The following is a 15132-nucleotide window of genomic DNA, read 5'->3' as shown; positions in this document are numbered from 1 at the left end:
CGGATTCCGTATCGAGCGCTGGCTGTTGCTAACCGGCGCTGACCTTCTTGTTGAACTCCGAGAAGAACTGGGCGGCGAGCTTCTTCGACGTCGACTGGATCAGCCGGCTGCCGAGCTGGGCGATCTTGCCGCCGACGTCTGCCTTGGCGGTGTAGGTGAGCAGCGTAGCGTCAGGCCCTTCCTCTTTTAGCACGACGTCGGCGCCTCCCTTGGCGAAACCTGCGATGCCACCCTTACCTTCGCCGAAGATCGTGTAGGAGTGGGGTGGCTTCAGTTTCTGCAGTTCCACTTCTCCGGCAAAACGCGCCTTGATCGGCCCGATCTTCAGCGCGACCGTCGCCGAGAGCTCGGTGTCGGACTTCTTCTCCAGCGACTCGCAGCCCGGAATGCAGGCTTTCAGCACCTCCGGATCGTTGAGTGCTTCCCATACTTTGGCGATCGGAGCCTCGATGCGCTCCTCTCCCTGCATGTCAACGGCCATGACGTTCCTCCCTGGGTGCCTCGTTTTGAATGGTGCCTCGATCGGACTATCGGAGCGGGTCGAGGATGTCTATCGCACCAAAGTCCGGCCCGATCGGCTCTCGCGCGCGGCTTGCCGACAAATGGCCGATGCCATATCCCTAGTATGGAAGAGTGCGGAGGAATCTATGGCGGTTGCAAACGGAGCCAGGCGCCTGCGGTCGCGGGAGTGGTTTGACAATCCCGACAATCCTGGCATGACGGCGCTCTATCTGGAGCGGTATCTGAACTACGGCCTCACGCGCGAGGAGTTGCAGTCGGGCAAGCCGCTGATCGGGATTGCGCAGACCGGCTCTGACCTTTCGCCCTGCAACCGCCACCATATCGAGCTCGCCAAGCGCGTGCGCGACGGCATCGTGGCGGCGGGCGGGGTGCCGCTTGAGTTCCCGGTCCATCCGATCCAGGAGACCGGCAAGCGTCCGACAGCCTCGCTCGACCGCAATCTGGCCTATCTCGCTCTGGTCGAGGTGCTCTACGGCTATCCGCTCGACGGCGTCGTGCTGACCATCGGCTGCGACAAGACCACGCCGGCGCTGCTGATGGCCGCCGCCACGGTCAACATCCCGGCGATCGCGCTGTCGGTCGGCCCGATGCTGAACGGCTGGCACAAGGGCGAGCGCACCGGGTCCGGCACGGTCGTGTGGAAGTCGCGCGAGCGGCTTTCGGCCGGCGAGATCGATTACGACCAGTTCATGGAGATCGTCGCCTCGTCTGCTCCCTCCGTCGGCTACTGCAACACGATGGGCACGGCGACGACGATGAACAGCCTTGCCGAGGCGCTCGGCATGCAGCTGCCCGGTGCCGCGGCGATCCCCGCGCCCTATCGCGAGCGCGGCCAGATGGCCTACGAGACCGGCAAGCGCATCGTCGGCATGGTGCATGAAGACCTGAAGCCGTCCGACATCATGACGCGCGCGGCCTTCGAGAACGCCATCGTGGTGAACTCGGCGATCGGCGGCTCGACCAACGCGCCGATCCATCTCAACGCCATCGCGCGTCATCTCGGTGTCGAACTCGACAATGACGACTGGCAGGCGATCGGCCATCACGTGCCGCTGCTGGTCAACCTGCAGCCGGCCGGCGAATATCTCGGCGAGGACTATCACCATGCCGGCGGGGTGCCGGCCGTGGTTGCCGAACTGATGAAGGGCGGACTGCTGCCGAACCCGGACGCGATGACGGCGAACGGCAGGACGATGGGGCAGAACTGCGCCACTACCGAGAACATGGACGAGAAGGTCATCCGCCCGGTCTCCTCGCCGCTGAAGCGGGATGCCGGCTTCATCAACCTGAAGGGCAATCTGTTCGACAGCGCGATCATGAAGACCAGCGTGATCTCGCAGGAGTTCCGCGACCGCTACCTGTCCAATCCGCGCGATCCGGATGCGTTCGAAGGCACGGCGCAGGTCTTCGACGGGCCGGAGGAGTATCACGCCCGCATCGACGATCCCGCGCTCGGCCTGACCGAGCACACGATCCTGTTCATGCGCGGCGCGGGTCCGGTCGGCTATCCGGGCGCGGCCGAAGTGGTGAACATGCAGCCGCCCGCCTATCTGATCAGGAAGGGCATCCATTCGCTGCCCTGCATCGGCGACGGGCGGCAGTCCGGCACGTCGGGCAGCCCCTCGATCCTCAACGCCTCGCCGGAGGCAGCCGTCGGCGGCGGTCTTGCGCTGCTGCGCTCGGGCGACCGGGTGCGGGTGGACCTGCGCAAGGGCACGGCCGACATCCTCGTCACCGACGACGAGATCACGCGGCGTCGCGCCGAATTACAGAACAATGGCGGCTATCATTATCCGAAGCACCAGACGCCCTGGCAGGAGATCCAGCGCTCCATGGTCGACCAGCTCTCCGAAGGCATGGTTCTGAAGCCCGCCGTGAAATACCGCGACGTCGCACATACCAGCGGCGTCCCACGCGACAATCACTAAAGCCCGCCTGGGCTTCCAATCGGGCTGATAATGCGCCACATGGTGCCGCGATGACACAGCGCGCGCTCGATCACCTCGTTCTGCCCACCGCCAGCGTGGATGCTGCGCGAGACCGGTTGACGCGTCTGGGGTTCACGGTTGCGCCGAACGGCGTCCATCCCTTCGGCACGGTCAATGCCTGCGTCTATTTTACGGGCGGCACCTTTCTGGAGGCGCTGGCCCTCGGCGACGGCGAGGCGGCCGCCACGGCGATCGCGCACGGAAACGTCTTCGTCGCCCGCGATCACGTCTTCCGCGCCATGCGCGGCGAGGAGGGGTTTTCGGCGATCGTGCTGGCGAGCGACGACGCGGACCGCGATCATGCAGCCTTTGCGAGGTTGGACATTTCGGGCGGCGACATGCTCACCTTCTCCCGGCCGTCCGCCGATGCGCATGGCAAGGTCGGCACCGCGACGTTCAAGCTCGCCTTCGCGGCGGACATCGAGACCGCCGACGCGTTCCTGTTCACCTGCCAGCGCATCGATGCGCCGGCCATCGACCGCGGTTCGCTGGAACGGCATGCCAATGGCGCGACAGGTATCTGTGAGATCGTCGCGGGCGAGCATGCGGGCTCCTTCATCCGGCTGATCGAGCGCGCCGTCGGCCGAAGCCCACATGATACGACGCATGCCGTCGAGTTCACCAACGTCGCCATGCGGATGGTCGGCCCGGATGATCCTCCCGGTGTCGGCGAGAGCGGTGCGACGCTTGCGGCGATCGCGTTCACTGTGAGGGATCTGGACGCAGTGTCGCATCTGTTCGACGCGGGCGGGATCGACTATCTCGCAACGCCAGCCGGACTTGTCGTTCCGCCGGCCGTCGGACAAGGCGCGACTTTCATTTTCAGGAGACCGAACTGATGCAACCGAATACCACCGTCGCCGTCGGTCGGGCGATTTTTTCCAACAGCAGTCCGCTCACTCTGATCGCCGGACCCTGCCAGCTCGAATCGCGCCAGCATGCCTTCGACATGGCCGGCGCGCTCAAGGAGCTTACCGCCGAGCTCGGCATCGGCTTCGTCTACAAGACGAGCTACGACAAGGCCAATCGGACGTCGATTTCCGGAAAGCGCGGCGTGGGGCTGGAGGGCGCACTGCCGGTGTTCGAGGCGCTCCGCAGCGAACTCGACGTGCCTGTACTGACCGACGTGCATACCGAAGGGCAATGCCGGATCGTCGCCGAGGTCGTCGACGTGCTCCAGATCCCGGCCTTCCTCTGCCGCCAGACCGACCTGCTTATCGCCGCGGCGCAGACCGGCAAGGTGGTCAACGTTAAGAAAGGCCAGTTCCTTGCGCCTTGGGACATGAAGAACGTCGTCGCCAAGATCACCGAATCCGGCAATCCGGACGTGCTCGTCACGGAGCGCGGCGTCTCCTTCGGCTACAACACGCTTGTGTCGGACATGCGTGCCTTGCCGATCATGGCAGAGATTGGAACGCCGGTGATCTTCGACGCGACCCATTCGGTACAGCAGCCCGGCGGGCAGGGCGGTTCGACCGGTGGCGAGCGACGCTTCGTCGAGACGCTCGCGCGCGCCGCGGTGGCCGTCGGCGTCGCCGGCGTGTTCATCGAGACCCACCAGGATCCGGATAACGCGCCCTCCGACGGCCCCAACATGGTCCGCCTAGACGACATGCGCGGCTTGATCGAGCGGCTGATGACCTTCGACCGCGTGGCAAAGCACGGAGATTGATCGCGTTTCGTTACCGGCTGCAACGAAACGTGAGAATACGCTTTAGCAACTGCCGGCAGCGATGCCGGTTTCCTTTCAGGCAGCAATTCTTGAAGGGAGCACGCCATGACAACGCACACCGGGCATACCGCCGCAATTCCCGCCTCGAGAGTGATCGGCACCGACGTCTACAGCACGTCCGGTGAGAAGATCGGCGTCATCGAGGACGTGATGCTGGAGAAGACATCCAACGGGATCATGTTCGCCGTGATCGGCTTCGGCGGCTTTCTGGGCATCGGCGAGAAATTTCACGCCATTCCGTGGTCGGTCCTCGACTACGAGAAGAGCCGCGGCGGCTATGTCGTGCCATTCTCACAGGACCAGCTGAAGGCAGCGCCGGCTTATTCGATCAATGAACTGACCGGCGACGACGGCAAGGCGGCGCGCGACGCCTCCTACGACTACTACAAGGTTCCGCCATACTGGTATTGACGGATGGCGAGGGCGCTCAGCGCTGACGCATCGGTTCGGCTCCGCCTTGCGCGGAGCCTTTTCTTTTCATGCCGGGATTTTCTTGGCTTCGCGCATTCGCTAAGAGCGTGACGAATTCTCCCGCAGCCTTGCAAAGGACCGATCCATGACCGCCATCATCGACATTGTCGGCCGTGAAATTCTCGACAGCCGGGGCAACCCAACGGTCGAAGTGGATGTCACTCTCGAAGACGGCGCTTTCGGCCGCGCGGCGGTGCCGTCGGGCGCCTCCACTGGTGCGCACGAGGCCGTCGAGCTTCGCGACGGCGGGGCACGTTATCTCGGCAAGGGCGTGGCCCGTGCGGTCGAGGCCGTGAACGGCGAGATCTTCGAGACGATCGGCGGCCTTGAGGCCGAGGATCAGATCCATATCGACCAGACCATGATCGAGCTGGACGGCACGCCGAACAAGAGCCGACTCGGAGCGAACGCGATCCTTGGCGTGTCGCTGGCAGTCGCGAAGGCTGCTGCGGACGCCTCCGGCCTGCCACTCTATCGCTATGTCGGCGGCACGTCCGCCCGCGTCCTGCCGGTGCCGATGATGAACATCATCAACGGCGGCGCGCATGCCGACAATCCGATCGACTTCCAGGAGTTCATGATCATGCCGGTCGGTGCGCCGTCGCTGAAGGAGGCCGTGCGCTGGGGCTCGGAAGTGTTCCACACGCTGAAGAAGCGGCTGAAGGATGCCGGCCACAACACCAATGTCGGCGACGAGGGCGGCTTCGCGCCGAACCTGAAGAGCGCGCAGGCCGGGCTCGATTTCGTCATGGCCTCGATCGAGGCGGCCGGCTTCAAGCCGGGCGAGGAGATCGCGCTCGCGCTCGACTGCGCCTCGACCGAGTTCTTCAAGGAAGGCAACTACGTCTACGAGGGCGAGAAGAAGACGCGCGATCCGAAGGCTCAGGCCAAATACCTCGCCAAGCTGGTCGCCGACTATCCGATCATCTCGATCGAGGACGGCATGGCCGAGGACGACTGGGAAGGCTGGAAGATCCTGACCGACCTGGTTGGCGCGAGGTGCCAGCTCGTCGGCGACGACCTGTTCGTCACCAATTCCGCCCGCCTGCGCGACGGCATCCGCATGGGCGTCGCCAATTCGATCCTGGTCAAGGTCAACCAGATCGGCTCGCTAACCGAGACGCTCGACGCCGTCGAAACCGCGCACAAGGCGCACTACACCGCCGTGATGTCGCATCGTTCGGGCGAGACCGAGGACTCGACCATCGCCGACCTCGCGGTCGCCACCAATTGCGGGCAGATCAAGACCGGCTCTCTCGCCCGCTCCGACCGGCTTGCGAAGTACAACCAGCTGATCCGCATCGAGGAAATGCTCGGCAAGCAGGCCCGCTACGCCGGCAAGGGCATTCTGCGCGGCTGAGGTTCCGCGCCGGCGGCGCAGGGTGGAAATGCAAAAGGGCGGCGCTTCGGCGCCGCCCTTTTTCTTTGCCTGTTCAGGCGCTTGCGGCGTCTATTTCAGGCGACCGCTCGCATGTGCCAGCATCGTGTAGACCTTGCCGGTGTCAGACGAGAGGTAAGTCTGGGCCATCATCGAGTCACGGTCGGTCCGCGTCACGTCGGCGATCAGCCGCTCGAAGTCGTCGCAATAGCGGTCGACCGCGGTGCGGAATTCCGGCTCGGCTTGGGTACTTGCGACGGATCTCGTCGAAGGTCTGCTGGCCCTTCAGCGTGTAGAGGCGACGGGTGAACACGTTGCGTTCGCCACGGCGGTAGCGGTCCCACAGTTCTATCGAGGCCTCGTGGTCGATGGCGCGTGCGATGTCCACGGACAGCGAGTTGAGCGATTCGACCACGTGGAGCGGCGAGCGCTGCGGCGCCTCGGCGCGCGGCGGCGAGGCAGGCTCGGCCTGCTCCTCCTCGGACGCCCTGCGCAGCAGGTTGGTCACCCAGCCGCCTTCAGGGGCTTCCGCCTGGCGCGGAGCCGCAGCGCGCGGGGCTGCCGGTGCGGGCTGGGCCGCGGCCGGCTGCGGCTGCTTCGGCGCCGCCGGTGTGCGGGGCGCGGGAGCGTCGAGACGGGCTGCGGGAGGCGCGGAGCTCGGCAGGGAGCCCGGCTTGCTGCTGTCGAAGCTGCGGCCCGAGCGGGCGACGATGTCCGACAGTTCCTTGAGCGCATTGATCTGCTCGGCGACCGCGCGCCGCATGGCGGTGGTCGTCTCCTTCGTCTCTTCCGGCAGGTCAAGCACGCCCTTGCGCAGCTCGCTGCGCGTTTCCTCCAGTTCGGAGCGGATGATGCTCGCCGAACGGCGGATTTCCTGCGTCGCGTCGGCAAAGCGCTGCGTCGCCGACTCCACCACCTCGGACACGGCGGTGCGCATCTGTTCGGTGGTCTCGCGGGTCCGGCCCTCGGCTTTCTCGAACACACGCTCGACGATGCCCTCGACGGAGCGCATCATCCGCTCGATGTCTTCCGACTTCTTGACGAGGCCGACGGCCAGCGTCTCCAGGGCCGACTGACGATCGTCCAGCGTCGAGGCGAGGTTCGACTGCGCCGAACCGAGCAGGTCCGACGCTGAGGAAAGCACGCGGCTGTGGTCGTCGAAGCGGTGCGCGATCGCGGCGATGTCCTTCAGCGTGCTGGAGGACAGCTCCGTAAGCTTCGATGCGTTGACGTCGATGAGGCGCGCCGAGCTCGAGAAGGTCTGCGCGGCCTTCTCCGCCGACGTCGCGAACGTATGCGTCGTGCCGGAGAGGCGCTCCTCGAGTTCGGAGAGGTTGTTGGTCGCCACGTTGATCAGGTGGCCGAGCTGCGCGTTCGACGAGGAGAGTCGCTCGATCAGATCGGCGACGCCTTCGCCAAGGCTGTTGCGTGCCTTGTCGACTGCCGCGAGCGTCTCCGCCGTGCGGCTGACGAGCGCGTTGACCAGGGCGGCGTTCTCCTGCCTGAGCCGTTCGGTCGCGGCATGCGTCGCCTCCTCCAGGCTGCGCTGCAGCTCGCCGCCGCTTTCCGAGAACTTGTCGACAAGCGGCTTTGCCTGCTCCTCGAGCACCCGGCTGATCTCCGACGTGCGGCTGGCGAGCATCTCGCCCAGCTCGCGCGTGTGGGCGTCGAAGGTGGACGCGGCCTCGTTGGTGCGCTGGCCGATATGCTTGTTCACGGCCGCGAAGGTCTCCGCGATCACATTAGCGCGCGAGACGAGCTGTGCCTCGGACACCGACACCTGCTCGACCAGCTTCTGGCCGACCAGTTCCGCACCCTCGGCGAGACGACGCTCGACCGAACTGATCTGGTCTCCCATCTGCGCCGCGATCGAGCTGGCGCTGTCGCCGAGCCGCTGCTCGACATTGGACAGCGTGTCGTCGATGGCGCGGGCGCGGGCGTGCAGTTCCCCGGCCGTCTGCTCGGCGCGCTCGACGAGCCTGCGGTCGACGTCGTCGAAGGCACGCACGATGCCGTCGGCGTGGTGCGACAGCGCGGCGGAGCCTTCTTCGATGCGCATCGACAGCTTGCGGTCGGCTGCGTCGAACACGCCGGCGAAGTCCTCCGCGCGGGCGGAGAGGGCGCTGCCGGCATGGTCGATCCGGTCCGCGATCTTCTGGTCGACATTGTCGAAGGCACGCGACAGATCGTCCGCGCGCGCCGACATGGCCGAGGCGGCGAGGTCGATGCGCTGGGCGAACTTCTGGTCGACGCCGTCGAAGGCGCGGCCGAGCTGGATGACCTTGTCGCCAAGCGTATCGGCTGCGACGTTCACACGATCGGCGATCGTGCGATCGACATCCGCGAAGGTGCGGACCACATCCTCGGCGCGGGCATTGAGAACGCCAGAGGCGTGTTCGATACGCTCGCCTAGCTTCGAATCCGCATCGTCGAACACGCGGACCAGGTCCTGGGCGCGGCCGGATATCTTGTCGGCCACGATGTCGACGCGCTGCGCCAGCTTGTCATCCACCTGCTCAATGGCACTGGACAGGTCACGCGCACGGGCGTCGATGAGGTCCGATGCGAGCACGATGCGTTCGGCGATCTTGCCGTCGATCTGCTGGATCGTCTTGGAGAGATCCTCCGCCCGGGCGTCCGCCGTGCCGGCGACCTGGTCGATCCGCTCGGCGAGGCGACTGTCGATCTGCTCGACTGCGCGGACGATATCGTTCGCGCGGGTCGAGATGATACCGGACGCCATTTCGACACGTTCGCTGAACTTGCCGTCGGCCTGGTCGATGGCGCGGGCCAGTTCTTCCGACCGTGCGTTGATCACTGAGGAGGTCTGTTCGATGCGCTCGGACAGCCTTTCGTCGACCTTTGCAACGGCACGGGACAGATCGCCCACGCGGGTGGCGACAGCACCGGTGACGTCTTGGATGCGCTCGCTCAGCTTTTCGTCCGCCTGCTCGACGGCGCGGGTCAGTTCCTCCGCGCGAGCGGAGATCACGCCGGAGGCGAGGTCGATGCGTTCGACCAGCTTGCCGTCGACATCTTCGAAGGCGCGGGCGAGGTCGCCAGCACGTGCCGAAATGATGCCGGACGCCTGGTCGACGCGGGCCGCCATCTTCTCGTCGGCCTGGTCGATGGTGCGCGCCAGATCGTCGGTACGGCTGGCGATGATGCCCGACACGAGGTCGATGCGCTCGGTCAGCTTGCCGTCGACGCTCTCGAACGCACGCGAGAGGTCGTCGGCACGCGCCGAGATGATGCCGGCAGCTTGTTCAACATGGCCGGCAAACCTGCTGTCGACATCTTCGAATGCACGGGAGAGGTCGTCCGCGCGGGCGGCGATGATTCCGGCAGCCTGCTCCACATGGGTCGCAAACCTGCTGTCGACCTCCTCGAAGGCACGAGAGAGATCGCCTGCGCGGGCAGACATGACGCTCGCCACCTGCTCCACATGAGCGGCCATCTTGCCGTCAGCCTGGTCGATGGTGCGCGCCAGTTCGTCGGTGCGGTTGAGGATGACGCCCGACGCGAGGTCGATGCGTTCCGCCAACTTGCCGTCGGCCTGGTGGATGGTGCGCGCCAGTTCGTCGGTGCGGTTGAGGATGACACCCGACGTGAGGTCGATGCGTTCCGCCAGCTTGCCGTCGGCCTCGCCGATGGTGCGCGCCAAGTCGTCGGCTCGGTTGAGGAGAACGCCCGACGCGAGTTCGATGCGTTCCGCCAGCTTGCCGTCGGCCTGGTCGATCGTGCGTGCCAGGTCGTCGGCGCGGCTGAGGATGACGCCTGACGCGAGGTCGATGCGTTCCGCCAACTTGCCGTCGACATGGTCGATGGTGAGGGCAAACTCGTCGGTGCGGCGCGAGATGACGTCGGACACCTGGTCGATGCGGCCGACGATGCGACCATCGACATTGTCGAAGGCCTGGGCGATCTCGGCGGCGCGCGCCGAGAAGGCGGCGTTGGCGAGGTCGATGCGCTCCGCGATCTTCTGGTCCGCGTCCTCTAGGGCGCGTCCCGCATCCTCGGAAAGGGCCGCCGTGATCTCCAGCACGCGGTCGCGCAATGCGCCGGCGACGGCGCCGGCGCTGCGTTCGAGCACCGTGCGCACATTCTCGACGCCGTTGGCCAGTGCCGCCTCAATAGCCTGCGTGCGGCCTTCGACCACGCCGATCTGGCTGCGGAAGGCATCCTCGATCTTGGCGATCTCCTGCGACAGCGCGAGGCCGACCTCACCATGGCCGTCTGCGAGACGTGCGATCCCGAGCTGGATCGCGTTGTCGATCTCGGCGCGCGTGTCGGTGAGCTTGTCGAGGTCTGCCTCGAGCGCACGGGTCATGATATCGCGGCCTTCGGCCAGCTTCTCGACGTGACGCTCCACGGAGGCGTCGATCGCCGCGCGGGCACGCGCCAGCTTGGCGAGGTCTTCGTCCAGGGCGCCGGTAAGCGCGGTGCGCCCGTCCGACAGCAGGCTCGAATGCGCCTCGACGCGCCGGTCGATCTCGCCGCGGATCTGCTCGAGCTTCTGCAGGTCCTCGTCGAGCACCCGCGACAGGAAGGAGCGTCCTTCATTGAGGGTGGCGGTGTGCTCGGCGATGCGCGCGTCGATCTCGGCGCGCGCTTCGGCCAGGCGACGCATGTCGTCGTCGAGCGCGGAGGTGAGCGCAGTGCGGCCCTGCGCGACCGCCTGGGCATGGTTTTCCAGGCGCTGCTCGAGCTCGGCGCGCGACTCGGCGACGCGTGCGAGATCCTCCTGCAGAATGCTCGACAGGTAGTTACGACCTTCCGCGAGCTTCATCGCATGCGAGCCTACGGTCTCGTCGAGGGCTGCGCGCGCGTCGGTGAGCTGGGCAAGGTCGGCTTCCAGCGCCGTCGAGATAAGTTGACGGCCGCTCTCGATGCGCTGGGTGAACTCGTTCGCCCGGCCTTCGAGCATGGTCGAGGTCGACATGACGAGCTCGGCGAGATCCGAGCCGATCCGCGACTTGGTCTCCTCGATCACGCCGGCCATGCCCTCCTTGCCAGCGTTGAAGGCACCGGCGATCTCGCGGGCGCGGTCGACCAGCGTCTCGTTGATCTGGCGCGCACGGGCTTCGAGCGCCGCGCTGAGCGTGGCGGTGCCCTGATCAAGCGCCTGAACACGCGTTTCGAACTCGCTGATCAGCGCCTGGCCGCGCTCAGCCAGCGTGCGCTCGATACCCGCAAGGCGCGAATCAAACTCCTCCGCCAGCGCGTTCGACGTGCCCCCGAGCAGGGAGACGATGTTGGACGTGCGGCTGTCGAGCATTTCGGAAAGGGCACGCGACGCCTCGTCGGTCTGATCGTTAAGCGTGGCAATTCGTGTGTCGAGCAGGCTAGCAAAAGCCTCGCCCGAGGTGACGATACGATCGGAGATCGTGTCCATCCGGTCGTCGATCGCCGTGTAGATGGCGCGGCCGCTGTCGTTGATCCGGCCGACGAGCGAATCGCCGGAACTGATGATCATCGAGGTCAGCTTGGTCGACGCATCCGCGACGCTGTCGTGGATGATCGTGCTCGAAGAGGTGAGCTGCTCCTTAAGCAGTTCATGCGCGCCGGAGATCGAGGCGCGTACGCGCTCGGCGTGGGTGATCACCGCCTCGCGCTCGCTGCCGAGGCCGTCGACCAGCGAGCGGATCCGCATCTCGTTTTCGGCGTAGGCGCGTTCGAGCTCGTTCACCTCGGTGTGGACAAGCGTCTCGAGCTCGACGGCACGTGCCAGCGTGCGCTCGATTCCTTCGCCCATGGCCTGAACTTCGCGGCGGACGGCCTGGCCGACCTTGAGGACGCGGTCCTGAGCCAGGCTTTCCGGCTCGGACAGGCGGAACGCCGCCTCGGCGATCGACTGGGCGGCGAGGCGCATCTCCTGCGCGCGGCGCATCATCGCTGCGAAGGCCCAGAACAAGAGCAGAGGCACCACGATCGCTACCGCGAGCGCGATCACCTGCGGGATGGCCAGCAGTTGGTCGACGGAGCGGATCTGCCAGATCTGCGGCGCATAAAGGAGATGGCCGAGGCCGAGGCCGCCGGCGACCCATACGAGGCTCAGCAGCCACATGGATGCGGAAAGCGTGCTGGAGGGAGCGCGCGCGAAAGTCTGCTGCAGCGAGGTGAAGTCGCGCTGGCGGTCGTCGTTGGCGGGCTGGAACGAGGCGGGCACGGCGTTGCCCGCCGGGGCTTCGACCGGACGAAGCGGCTCGCCCTTTCTGCTCTCGGCACCGACATTGGCGGGAGCGGGCGCCTTGGGCGCATTCGCGGCCTTCGCACTGCCATTCTTGCCGGTGGTGTTGGTGGAAACCTCGGGAGCCGCGGCGCTCGACGCGTCGCGCGTCTTCGAGGAAGTCGTGCCGGCACGGCTCTCCTTGACGAGCTCGTCGGCCGCCTGCGATATCTGCGCCTCGAGTTCTTCCATCGATGACGAGAAGTCGACGTCCTTGGCTTCGCCGAGGTCGAAATCGAGGGCCTTCTCGAGTTCCTTTTCCACGTCGCGGTCGATGGGAGAAGTGTTGTTCGGTTTACGCGCCATGCAGCTACAACCCTCTACTAAGTGCGCGACCCAACCGTTTCCGGCTCCCAGCAGCCCGCGCGCAACGCGAAAATACCCAGACCCGTATCGTAATGGCACGGCCCGGCAATTGAAACCTGCATTCCAGCCCATGTGTAAAACTTTAAAGATACGGTTAACAGCGCGGCTCGTAAGCGGAATCCGCCGCGTTGCGGACCCGGATGGCGTGTGACGTCGTTAACGGCTTGTTGGTTGGAGCGTGGATAATGTCTGCATCGACAATGGACACCGGGACCGAGCCGATGCCGCAAACGAATCTGCAGACAGTGGCTTTTTCCAATCCGGGCGGGGAGGCGTCGCCGCCGTCACGCGGCCGACCGGTCGACCTCGTTCACCTCGCCCGGCAGACGCTCGGCGACCGGGAACTGGAGCGCGAGGTACTGGCGCTTTTCGTCCAGCAGGCAACGACGGTGAGGGATCGAATCGCGGCGGCGACCGCGGCCGAGCGTACATTCCTCGCTCACGGCCTCAGGGGCTCGGCAGCCGGCATCGGTGCCTTCGGCGTCGCCGCGATCGCGACGGAGATCGAGCGGGACCCGCATGACAAGCCACTGCTGCTGCGCCTGGCCAACAGCATCGACGAGGTGAAGGACTTCATCGCGTCGATCAGCCGCTGATTCTGCGCGGTTGACATGGCCCCCGGAGTGATTATCTGCGGGGAATACTGTTCCGGAATGTCCCATGACAAAGCTGACATACATCGCCTTCGACGGCACGCGTTTCGACGTGGAGGCGGAGAACGGCTCCACGGTGATGGAGAACGCGATCCGCAATGCCATCCCCGGCATCGAGGCCGAATGCGGCGGCGCCTGCGCCTGCGCGACGTGCCATGTCTATGTCGACGAGGCGTGGACCGATGAGGTTGGCGAGCCGGAAGCGATGGAAGAGGACATGCTCGACTTCGCCTACGACGTGCAGCCGAATTCCCGCCTGTCCTGCCAGATCAAGGTGCGCGACGCACTCGACGGCCTGGTCGTGAGGATTCCGGAGCGGCAGGCCTGAGTCCCTGCCTTTGGCCGGCCCCTAGGGGGAAACCCGCTGCGGCCGCGGCCGCATGAGCCAGCGCATCAGCAAAAGCAGCGCCACTGCCGCCAGGCCGGTCGACAGGCCGATCCAGATGCCGACGCCGCCAAATCCGAAGCGGAAGGCGAGAAGAGCCCCCAGCGGAAGGCCGATCCCCCAATAGCCGATCCCGGCGAAGATCATCGGCACGGTGGTGTCGTGCAGACCGCGCAGCATGCCGCTGCCTACCGCCTGGGCCCCATCCACGATCTGGAAAAGCGCAGCATAGGCGAGAAACGACACGCCGATCGCAAGCACGGCCGTATTGGCCGGGTCGTTCACATCGATGAAGAGGCCGATGAGTTCACGCGGGAAGGCGAACATTGTCAGCGCCATCACAGACATGAAGGCGAGCGACAGGGAGTAGGCTGTCCATCCGGCCCGGGCGACGCCTCCGGCATCGCCGGCACCATAGGCTCGGCCCACGCGCACCGTCACCGCCTGTCCGAGGCCGAGCGGCACCATGAAGCTGATCGAGGCGATCTGCAGCGCAATCGCGTGAGCGGCGAGCGAGGGGGCGTCGATGAGGCCCATCAAGAACGCCGAGACGTTGAAGATGGTGACCTCGAACGCGACCATGGCCGCGATCGGCAGGCCGAGCCGCCACAGTGCGCGGAAACGCGGCCAGTCTGCCCGCCAGAAGCGGCCGAACACGTGGTAGCGGCAGAATGTCCGGTCGTAGGAGACGACGGCAGCGAGGCCGAGGAACATCAGGAGATTGGACAGCGTCGTGGCAAGACCCGAGCCGGCAATTCCCATGGCCGGGAAGCCGAGATGGCCGAACATCAGGCACCAGTTGGCCAGCACGTTGAAGCCGACCGCCACGAAGACGATCGCCAGCGCCCAGCCGGGCCGCTCCAGTGCCGAGATGAATGAGCGCAGGACGACATAGCCGTAGAAGGGCAATATGCCCCACATCAACATGCGCATGTATTCGCCCGCGGCCGCCGAGAGGTCCGGCTGCTGGCCCATCGCCAGCAATATGGCTTCGGCGTTCCAGAGGATCGCCCACATCGGAACGGACACGGCGAGCGCCGACCACAGGCCCTGGCGAACCGTGCGACGGATGTCCCTGACCGAGTGACGGCGACGTCCAAGTTCACTGGCGATCATCGGCGACGTCGCCAGCATCAGGCCGAGGCCGAACATCAGCGGCGCGAAATAGAGGTTCGCGCCCAGCGCGCCGGCCGCGACAGTGTTGGCTCCGAGACGGCCCATCATCATGATGTCCGTCGCCGTCATCCCCGTCTGCGCGACGTTGGTGAGCACCATCGGCCACGCGAGCCACAGCGTCGCGCGAATCTCTTCCAGCCATGCCGCGCGGGCCGCGCGGCCTTCCAGCACAAGGGTGGACATGACGATCGATCCAGTCGGTTCGACGCGCGGCCATGAGGCAAAACGGCTC

General features: G+C 65.9%; 10 protein-coding genes. 7 read left to right on the top strand and 3 right to left on the bottom strand.

Annotation, left to right across the window (positions count from 1 at the left end):
• Positions 1 to 28: 28 nt before the first annotated feature.
• On the bottom strand, positions 29 to 481 hold the full coding sequence (locus LRS09_RS25165; protein ID WP_257809769.1) for a carbon monoxide dehydrogenase subunit G: 453 nt from the start codon (positions 479 to 481) through the stop codon (positions 29 to 31).
• 166 nt (positions 482 to 647) lie between these two features.
• Between LRS09_RS25165 and LRS09_RS25160 the strand changes: the two genes are divergently transcribed.
• From LRS09_RS25160 to eno, 5 genes are all read left to right on the top strand, one after another.
• Positions 648 to 2450: an IlvD/Edd family dehydratase gene (locus LRS09_RS25160; protein WP_257809768.1), complete on the top strand. Its 1803-nt coding sequence runs from the start codon at positions 648 to 650 to the stop codon at positions 2448 to 2450.
• Between the two features lie 50 nt (positions 2451 to 2500).
• Positions 2501 to 3349, top strand: coding sequence for a VOC family protein (locus LRS09_RS25155; RefSeq protein WP_257809767.1), 849 nt, complete (start codon positions 2501 to 2503; stop codon positions 3347 to 3349).
• Entirely contained in the window at positions 3349 to 4182 is an 834-nt protein-coding gene (gene kdsA / locus LRS09_RS25150; RefSeq protein WP_257809766.1) for a 3-deoxy-8-phosphooctulonate synthase, read from the top strand. The genes LRS09_RS25155 and kdsA overlap by 1 nt, the downstream gene beginning before the upstream one ends.
• Before the next feature lie 105 nt (positions 4183 to 4287).
• Complete coding sequence (locus LRS09_RS25145) at positions 4288 to 4653, top strand: PRC-barrel domain-containing protein (protein ID WP_085465517.1); 366 nt, start codon at positions 4288 to 4290, stop codon at positions 4651 to 4653.
• A 145-nt stretch (positions 4654 to 4798) separates the two neighbouring features.
• On the top strand, positions 4799 to 6073 hold the full coding sequence (gene eno / locus LRS09_RS25140; protein WP_257809764.1) for a phosphopyruvate hydratase: 1275 nt from the start codon (positions 4799 to 4801) through the stop codon (positions 6071 to 6073).
• 175 nt (positions 6074 to 6248) lie between these two features.
• On the opposite strand, the gene LRS09_RS25135 is transcribed toward eno, so the two are convergent.
• Entirely contained in the window at positions 6249 to 12626 is a 6378-nt protein-coding gene (locus LRS09_RS25135) for a kinesin (RefSeq protein ID WP_257809763.1), read from the bottom strand.
• Between the two features lie 245 nt (positions 12627 to 12871).
• Between LRS09_RS25135 and LRS09_RS25130 the strand changes: the two genes are divergently transcribed.
• Together LRS09_RS25130 and LRS09_RS25125 are read left to right on the top strand one after the other, a co-directional pair.
• Positions 12872 to 13282, top strand: a complete 411-nt coding sequence (locus LRS09_RS25130; RefSeq protein WP_257809762.1) for an Hpt domain-containing protein — start codon at positions 12872 to 12874, stop codon at positions 13280 to 13282.
• 64 nt (positions 13283 to 13346) lie between these two features.
• The gene (locus tag LRS09_RS25125; protein ID WP_085465514.1) at positions 13347 to 13667 is read left to right on the top strand and encodes a 2Fe-2S iron-sulfur cluster-binding protein; all 321 of its coding nucleotides are present in this window, start codon (positions 13347 to 13349) and stop codon (positions 13665 to 13667) included.
• Between the two features lie 21 nt (positions 13668 to 13688).
• On the opposite strand, the gene LRS09_RS25120 is transcribed toward LRS09_RS25125, so the two are convergent.
• The gene (locus LRS09_RS25120; RefSeq protein WP_257809761.1) at positions 13689 to 15083 is read right to left on the bottom strand and encodes an MATE family efflux transporter; all 1395 of its coding nucleotides are present in this window, start codon (positions 15081 to 15083) and stop codon (positions 13689 to 13691) included.
• Positions 15084 to 15132: the final 49 nt, after the last annotated feature.

The sequence above is a fragment of the Mesorhizobium sp. J428 genome, assembly GCF_024699925.1.
In the GTDB taxonomy this organism is placed as follows: domain Bacteria; phylum Pseudomonadota; class Alphaproteobacteria; order Rhizobiales; family Rhizobiaceae; genus Mesorhizobium_A.
This window is presented reverse-complemented; position numbering and strand designations above follow the sequence as displayed.